Here is a 7,620-nt window from a genome sequence, read left to right as displayed (position 1 = left end):
GTACGGGCGGGCGGGAGCGGTGGACTGCTCGCCGGCAAGGAGGCTGCGGGGGGCTACGGCTTGCATGGCGCGTCTCCTCGGTCAGGCTGCGGGCGCTACGACGGGCGGGCGATCCTTGCGGTACGCGTTCTTGACCGCGATCTTGCCGTCGCGGAAGGTGAAGACGTCCACCATGCGCGCCTCGATGCGGGCGCCGTCGGCACGGGTGCCGCGGAAGGTGGATTCGCTCACGCCGCGGTCGCCCACGACGAAGTGGTCGCCATCGACCCACTGTGCGTCGGGGAAGGTCTGCCAGGCCAGCTGGAAGCCTTCGCGCACCGCGTCGCGGCCGATATAGCTGCGGCCCAGCAGATCGGGCCCGGCCACGCCGTGGAAGGCGCAGTCATCGGCCATGAAGCTCATCAGGGCCTCGATGTCGTGGCGGTTCCAGGCGTCGTTGAAGGCCTGCAGCAGTTCGATGCCGGCGGCGGTGTTGTCCTTGGACATGGGTTGGTCTCCTGAGTGTTGTCTGCCGGTCCGTGGGGAACCGGCCATGACTCGAGGATAGGGAAGCCGTGCGCGGCGCTGTAGCGCCAGTTCGGGACAATCGCTTGGGCCAGCGGCGGCAGACACCGCCGCGGGCAGGCTCAGGCCGCGGGACGGACCCGGGAAGTGACGGCGGCGATGGTTGTGGCGCCGCTGGCGGTGGCCTGCAGTTCACGCGCCACGCCCGCCAGCACGCGGATGCCGGGCTCGATGCGGTCCAGCGAGATCGACGAGTAGCCCAGCCTGAAGCCGTTGCGCGGCGCGGGCTCGGCCATGAAGAAGACGCTGCCGGGCTCGATCAGCACACCCTGCAGCTCGGCCAGCCGCGCCAGCGCATCGGCATCGAGCCAGGACGGCCCCTCGATCCAGCATGAGGCGCCGCCGGCGATCGGCACCGCGCGGAAGTCAGGCATATGCGTGGCCAGCGCCGCCAGCACGGCTTCGGCGCGCTCGCGGTGCGCGGCCGCCAGCCGGCGCAGGTGCGCGTCATAGTGGCCCAGCGACAGGAACAGCGAGAACGCGCGCTGGATATACGCCGACGGATGCCGCAGCATCAGCCGCCGCGCGCCGCGCAGTTCGGCGATCAGCGCCGCCGGCCCGACGATATAGCCGATGCGCAGCCCCGGCGCCAGGCTCTTGGACAGGCTGCCGACATAGATCACGCGGTTGCTGCGGTCCAGGCTCTTGAGCGTGGGGGTGGGGTCGCCTTCGAAGCGGCTTTCGCTTTCGTAGTCGTCCTCGATCAGCACGAAGTCAGCTTCCTCGGCCTGGCGCAGCAGGGCCTGGCGGCGCGCCAGCGGCATGGTCACGGTGGTCGGGCACTGGTGGCCCGGGGTCACGTAGACATAGTCGCAGGCGCGTTGCGCGTCAGACAGGGTCAGGCCGTCGCCGTCGACCGGCAGCGGCACCAGGTGGGAGGTGTGCGAGCCAAAGATATTGCGTGCGTCCGGATAGCCGGGGTCCTCGATGCCCACCGGCGTGTCGGGGCTGACCAGCAGGTCGGCCAGCAGGTACAGCGCCTGCTGCGCGCCCACGGTCACCACGATCTCGTCGGCGCCGGCCCACACGCCGCGGCGCGGCAGCACGCGGGTGCGGATCTGCTGCACCAGCGATTCGTCGTCGCGCAGGATCATGTCCTGGGCCCAGTCGTGGATGTCGAGCACGCTGAGCGCCTTCAGGCAGCATTCGCGCCAGTCCGCGGTGGGGAACAGCACCGGGTCGTACTGGCCGTAGATGAAGGGGTAGGGGTAGTCGCGCCAGTTGGCGCGCTTGACGATATTGCGCTGCTGCGTGGGGCGGAACACAAAGCGCCGCTCCCAGTCGGGCTCGCCCGAGCGGGCGGGCACCGCCTCGCCGCGCAGCGAGGCCACGCCGCTCACGCGCGTGCCCAGGATCTCCGGGTTGACGAAGTAGCCGCTGCGCTCGCGCGCCACCAGGTAGCCTTCATCGACCAGCTGCTGGTAGGCCAGCACCACCGTGTTGCGCGCCACGCGCAGCTGCGCCGACAGCTCGCGGCTGCTGGGCAGCGGCTCGCCCTGCGGCAGCTGCTCGTCAAGGATGGCCGAGACCAGCATCTGGCGGATCTTGCCCTGCAGGCTCAGGCCCGAGTGGGCATGCTGCTGGAACAGCTGGGACCAGAGGGTGGTGGGAGACTTCAGGCTCATGGGGCGGGGGCGTTGCCTAGACGGCGAAGCGCGCCAGCATACCGCACCGGCGCGCCACGTCAGTCATGGTCAGTCATCAATACTCATGCAGGTCCGGGCGCGGCATCTCCGCCAGCGGCACTACCGGATCCACGCTACCGCGAAACAGTTGCCGCGCGGCGTAGGCCACCAGCAGGATGCCCAGGCTCACCACACCCAGCGCAAGCGGCGTGCGCTGGTCGGGGATGAAGGCCATCGCCACCACGATACCGATCATGCCGACGATCGCCAGGTAGGTGAGGTACGGGTAGCACCACATGCGCACGCGCAGCTGGCCCGGCGCTTCGCGCTCCAGGCGGGAACGCAGGCGCAGCTGCGAGATCGCGATCAGGATGTAGACGAAGATCGCCACCGTGCCGTACGAGTTCACCAGGAAGGCAAACACCGTATCAGGCGAGACATAGGACATCACCACCGCACCGTAGCCGAACAGGGTCGCCACCAGGATGGCGCGCACCGGCACGCCGTTGCGGCTCACGCGGGCCAGCGACTTGGGGGCGTCGCCACGGCGGGTCAGCGCGAACAGCATGCGCGACGAGGCATAGAGGCCCGAGTTGAGCGCCGACAGCACCGCGGTCAGCACGATCGCGTTCATGATCTGCGCGGCCGCCGGCACGCCCATCACGTTCAGCGCGCTGACGTACGGCGTGGCGATGCTGGAGGAGTCCCACGGCACCAGGCAGACCACCAGCAGGATCGAGCCCACATAGAACACCAGCACGCGCGTGATCACCGAGCTGGTGGCCTTGGCCACGGCCTTCTGCGGCTCGGCGGTCTCGGCAGCGGCGATGGTGACGATCTCGGCGCCAAAGTAGAAGCCGGTGGCGGCTACCGCGCCGGTCAGCACCGGGACAATGCCGTGCGGCATGAAGCCGCCGTTGGCGGTCAGGTTGGCCACCTGCATGCCATGGGAGCCCGGGGCCAGGCCCAGCACATAGACGCCGGCGACGAACAGGAACACCATGATCGCGGCGACCTTGATCGATGCGAACCAGAACTCGAACTCGCCGAAGGACTTGACCGACACCAGGTTGGTCAGCGTCAGCATCACCAGCAGCACCAGGCTGATGATCCAGTTGGGCACGTCGGGCAGCCAGTAGCGCACCAGGTCGGCACCGGCCACGGCTTCCAGCGCCACCACGATGACCCAGAAATACCAGTACATCCAGCCGGTCAGGAAGCCGGCCAGGTTGCCCACCGCCGGGCGGTCGCGCCAGGCTTCGCGTGCATACTCATAGAAACCGCCGCTGCCAGGCATGGCGCAGGCCATCTCGCCCAGCATGCGCATCACCAGCACCACCAGCAGGCCGGTGATCAGGAAGGAAAGGACCGCGGCGGGGCCGGCGGACTTGATGACGACGCCGCTGCCGACAAAGAGGCCCGCGCCGATCACGCCACCCAGCGCGATCATGGTCATGTGGCGTTGCTTCAGGCCGTGGGATAGCCCGTTGCCGGACTCTGGTTGTTGGATCATGTTGTGTCTCCTGTGCTGCGCTTGCTGTCGGTACTGCGTCGCAGCAAGTACAGCGTTTAAGGCAGGCGCCACGGCTTCTCTTCGGTATAGGCGGCAGGGCAGTAATTGCCAGCCTGGGGCCGTGGTCGGTCAGTATTTGCAATCCCGGGGAGGGAAGGCCTATCCGTACATGTCGACTTGTCTCCGGTGATCGCTTAAAAAATTGGAACCATAAGTTCCGAAAAATTGTTCTTTCACTGGAATGTAGGCCGTTCGCGGGGGAAGGTCAACCAGAAGTTTCGATAATTGATATGATTTGACTCTGAAAATGAAACTTACCTATGATGGAGCCAGGCATGAACGATATGCGCCTCGCCAAAAGTGACGCCAAGCCGGATGGAGACACGCCGGCACTGCGTTTGTTCGGCCTGCTCGAAGTCATCGCGGAGAAGGACCAGTCCTTCAACCTGCAGGCGCTGGTGGAAGAAACCGGACTGCCCAAGCCCACGCTGCACCGCATGCTGCAGCAGCTCGAGGCCGCGGGCCTGATCCAGCGCAACGGCGACGGGCGGCAATACGGCACCGGCCTGCGGCTGCGCCGGCTGGCGGAGAACCTGTTGCTCAACAGCACCTCGCACGGCGCGCGCCACATGGTGTTGCGCCGGCTGGTGGAAGAGGTGGGCGAGAGCTGCAACCTGACCGCGTTCTCCGGCGGCGAGGTGCTGTACCTGGACCGCGTGGAAACGGCGGCGCCGCTGCGCTTCTACCTGCATCCGGGCTCGCGCGTGCCGGCGCACTGCTCGGCCACGGGCAAGCTGTTCCTGGCGCAGCTGGCGCCGGCGCAGCGCCAGCGGCTGCTGGCCAACGTGGAGCTGGAACGCTACACGCAGAACACGCTGACCGACCACGCGCAGCTGGAAGCCGAACTGGAGCGCGTGAAGCGCGACGGCTACGCGATGGACGATGAAGAGTTCCTGCCGGGGCTGGTCTGCATCGGCGTGCTGGTGCCGGCCGTGGACGGCGGCAAGTCCAACCTGGGGCTGGCGCTGCAGGCCCCGGTGATGCGCGTGACGCGCGACAAGGTGCTGCAGTTGCTGCCCGCGCTGCAGCGTGCGGCGGGCGCGCTGGCGGCGATCGAGGCCGACAGCGCCGGCAACTGGCAGGGCGGCGCGGAAGAGGACGAATAGCGCGCACGGCGTCACGCGGATTGCTCCGCTTGCCGCAGTGCCGATGGCATGGCAGCAAGCAACAAGGAGCATGAGGTGACGCAAGACCAGTTTGGCAAGCCGGACCGGATGATTCCGGTGCGCAGCGCGTTCGGCATCGATTCCGGCCTGATGGTGCCGGCCTTCAGCCAGCGCGACGACCACGTGCCGGAGATCGATCCGGCCTACCGCTTCCAGCCCGAGGTGACGCTGGCAATCCTGTCCGGCTTCATGCGCGACCGGCGAGTGATGGTGCAGGGCCTGCACGGCAGCGGCAAGTCGACCCATATCGAGCAAGTCGCCGCGCGGCTGAACTGGCCTTGCGTGCGCGTCAACCTGGACGGGCATATCAGCCGGCTGGACCTGGTCGGCAAGGACGCCATCGTTATCCGCGACGGGCGCCAGGTCACCGAATTCCAGGAAGGCATCGTGCCGTGGGCGCTGCAGCGCCCGGTGGCGCTGATCTTCGATGAATACGACGCAGGCCGGCCCGATGTGATGTTCGTGATCCAGCGCATCCTGGAGCGCGACGGCAAGTTCACGCTGCTGGACCAGAACCGCGTGATCCGCCCGCATCCGTCTTTCCGCTTGTTTGCGACCTCCAATACCGTCGGCCTGGGCAACGTCAACGGCCTCTACCACGGCACCCAGCTGCTCAACCACGCGCAGATCGACCGCTGGAACGTGGTCGCCACGCTGGACTACCTGCCGCATGAAGAGGAGGCCGGCATCGTGCTGGCGCGCGTGCCGGAGCTGGACCACGACGCCGGGCGCGCGCTGGTCGATGCGATGGTGGCGCTGGCCGGCCTCACGCGCCGCGGGTTTGCCGCCGGCGATGTGTCGGCGCTGATGTCGCCGCGCACGGTGATCAGCTGGGCCGAGAACTGCCAGATCTTCCGCGACCCCGCGCTCGCCTTCCGCCTGACCTTCCTGAACAAGTGCGACGAGGCCGAGCGGCCGGTGGTGGCCGAGTACTACCAGCGTTGCTTCGGCCACCTGCCGGGTGAGGCCGCCGGCGTGAGCGCCGAGTCGGAGCCCGCGCGATGAGTGCGGCCACGGTCGCGCAGCAGTTGCGCCGGCGCCAGTGGCAGGATGCGCTGTCCGGTGCCGCGGTGCGCGCGATCACCGGCGATGCGGCGCTGCATTTCCGCGACGGCCAGCTCTGGCGCGCGATGCGCCCGGTGCCGCAGCATGCGCCGCACTTGCGCACGGACCTGGAAACCGACACCGCCACCTGCCTGCGCGGCGCGGCCGATGGTGCCGCGCTGCGCCAGGCGCATTCCGACGCCGCGCTGCATCGGCAACTGTGCCCGGCCGATCCGGTCGAGCGCCTGGTCTTCGAACTGCTGGAGCAGCTGCGTTGCGAGACCCGCCTGCCGCGCGGCATGGCCGGCGTGGCGGCTAACCTGCGCCACCGCTTCATGGCGTGGTCGCGGGCCTTCCATCGCTCCGGGCTGACCGAGGGGCATCTCGGCATCCTGCTCTATACCGTGGCGCAGGTGTCGTGGTCGCGCCTGACGGGGGAGCCGGTGCTGGAAGAGACCGAAGACCTGATCGAGGCCACGCGCGCCGCCATCGTGCCGGTGCTCGGCACCTCGCTGGCCGGCCTGCGCGCGCAACGCCACGACCAGGCCGCCTACGCCGCGCACGCACTGGCGCTGGCGCGCGCGGTGGCGCAGATGATCCGTACCGAAGCCCCGCTTGCCGGCGAAGACGACGACAACTCAGCCTCGGCCGCGCGCGCCGGGTTTGCGCTGTGGCTGGATTTCGACGAACCGCCTGCGGAAGACTTTGCACTGGCCGACAGCGGCCACAGCCGCGTGCTGGCTGACGCCACCGACGGTTACCGCGTCTTCACCGCCCGCTACGACCGCGAAGTGCGCGCCGCCACGCTGGTGCGCCGCGCCTTGCTGGACGAGTACCGCACGCGGCTCGACGCACGCATCGCGCGCGCGGGCGTGAACGTCGCCCGGCTGGCGCGCCGGCTGCGCGCCGCGCTGTCGCAGCCGCGCGTGGACGGCTGGTCCTTCGGCGAGGAAAGCGGCCGCATCGACGGCCGCCGCCTGGCGCAACTGGTCAGCTCCCCCGCCGAGCGCCGGCTCTTCCGCCTGGAAGCGCACAAGGCCCATGCCGACTGCGTGGTCGCCTTCCTGATCGATTGTTCGGGCTCCATGAAGGCGCAGGCCGAGCCGCTTACGCTGCTGATCGACATGCTCACCCGCGCGCTCGACCAGGCCGGCGTGGCCACCGAGGTGCTCGGCTTCACCACCAACGCCTGGAACGGCGGCCGCGCCCGCGCCGACTGGCTCGCGCGCGCCCGCCCGCAGCACCCTGGCCGGCTCAACGAGACCTGCCATATGGTGTTCAAGGACGCGCAGCGCAGCTGGCGGCGCGCGCGCACCGACATCGCCGCGCTGCTCAAGGCCGACCTGTTCCGCGAAGGCGTGGACGGCGAGGCGGTGGAGTGGGCATGCGCGCGGCTGCACGCCACCGGCAAGGTGCGCCGCATCCTGGTGGTGGTGTCCGACGGCAGCCCCATGGATACCGCGACCGGGCAGGCCAACGACGCTTGCTACCTGGACAACCACCTGAAGGCCGTGGTGGCGCGGCACGAGGCGCTGCGGGATGTGGAAGTGCTGGGGCTGGGGGTGGGGCTGGATTTGAGCCCCTACTACCGGCACACGCTGGCGCTGGACCTGTCGCAGCCGGTGGATATGGCGATGCTGGATGAGGT

General features: G+C 68.8%; 6 protein-coding genes. 3 read left to right on the top strand and 3 right to left on the bottom strand.

The features are described 5' to 3' along the window. Positions 1-81 precede the first annotated feature (81 nt). The 3 genes from AC3WON_RS30680 to AC3WON_RS30670 all read right to left on the bottom strand — a co-directional run bounded on the left by AC3WON_RS30680 (position 82) and on the right by AC3WON_RS30670 (position 3,702). Positions 82-486, bottom strand: coding sequence for a nuclear transport factor 2 family protein (locus AC3WON_RS30680; protein WP_492317410.1), 405 nt, complete (start codon positions 484-486; stop codon positions 82-84). A 140-nt stretch (positions 487-626) separates the two neighbouring features. Next, entirely contained in the window at positions 627-2,189 is a 1,563-nt protein-coding gene (gene pdxR / locus AC3WON_RS30675) for a MocR-like pyridoxine biosynthesis transcription factor PdxR (protein ID WP_011617530.1), read from the bottom strand. Positions 2,190-2,265: 76 nt separating this feature from the next. Next, positions 2,266-3,702, bottom strand: a complete 1,437-nt coding sequence (locus AC3WON_RS30670; protein WP_492317411.1) for an amino acid permease — start codon at positions 3,700-3,702, stop codon at positions 2,266-2,268. A gap of 335 nt (positions 3,703-4,037) precedes the next feature. Between AC3WON_RS30670 and AC3WON_RS30665 the strand changes: the two genes are divergently transcribed. From AC3WON_RS30665 to AC3WON_RS30655, 3 genes are all read left to right on the top strand, one after another. Next, complete coding sequence (locus AC3WON_RS30665) at positions 4,038-4,868, top strand: IclR family transcriptional regulator (protein WP_492317412.1); 831 nt, start codon at positions 4,038-4,040, stop codon at positions 4,866-4,868. A 48-nt stretch (positions 4,869-4,916) separates the two neighbouring features. Further along, entirely contained in the window at positions 4,917-5,933 is a 1,017-nt protein-coding gene (locus AC3WON_RS30660; RefSeq protein WP_492317413.1) for an AAA family ATPase, read from the top strand. Next, a partial coding sequence (locus AC3WON_RS30655; protein WP_492353440.1) for a cobaltochelatase CobT-related protein occupies positions 5,930-7,620 on the top strand: 1,691 nt, incomplete at its 3' end. The genes AC3WON_RS30660 and AC3WON_RS30655, both read left to right, overlap by 4 nt.

It is taken from the genome of Cupriavidus sp. FW305-46 (assembly GCF_058787075.1).
The sequence above is the reverse complement of the archived record's forward strand: the minus strand, read 5'-3'. Positions and strand labels throughout refer to the sequence as shown.

What these genes read in the sequence shown, in the direction of transcription:
- AC3WON_RS30680 (WP_492317410.1), bottom strand. Translation starts at nt 486, where the DNA reads ATGTCCAAGGACAACACCGCCGCCGGCATCGAACTGCTGCAGGCCTTC.
- pdxR (WP_011617530.1), bottom strand. Translation starts at nt 2,189, where the DNA reads ATGAGCCTGAAGTCTCCCACCACCCTCTGGTCCCAGCTGTTCCAGCAG.
- AC3WON_RS30670 (WP_492317411.1), bottom strand. Translation starts at nt 3,702, where the DNA reads ATGATCCAACAACCAGAGTCCGGCAACGGGCTATCCCACGGCCTGAAG.
- AC3WON_RS30665 (WP_492317412.1), top strand. Translation starts at nt 4,038, where the DNA reads ATGAACGATATGCGCCTCGCCAAAAGTGACGCCAAGCCGGATGGAGAC.
- AC3WON_RS30660 (WP_492317413.1), top strand. Translation starts at nt 4,917, where the DNA reads ATGGCAGCAAGCAACAAGGAGCATGAGGTGACGCAAGACCAGTTTGGC.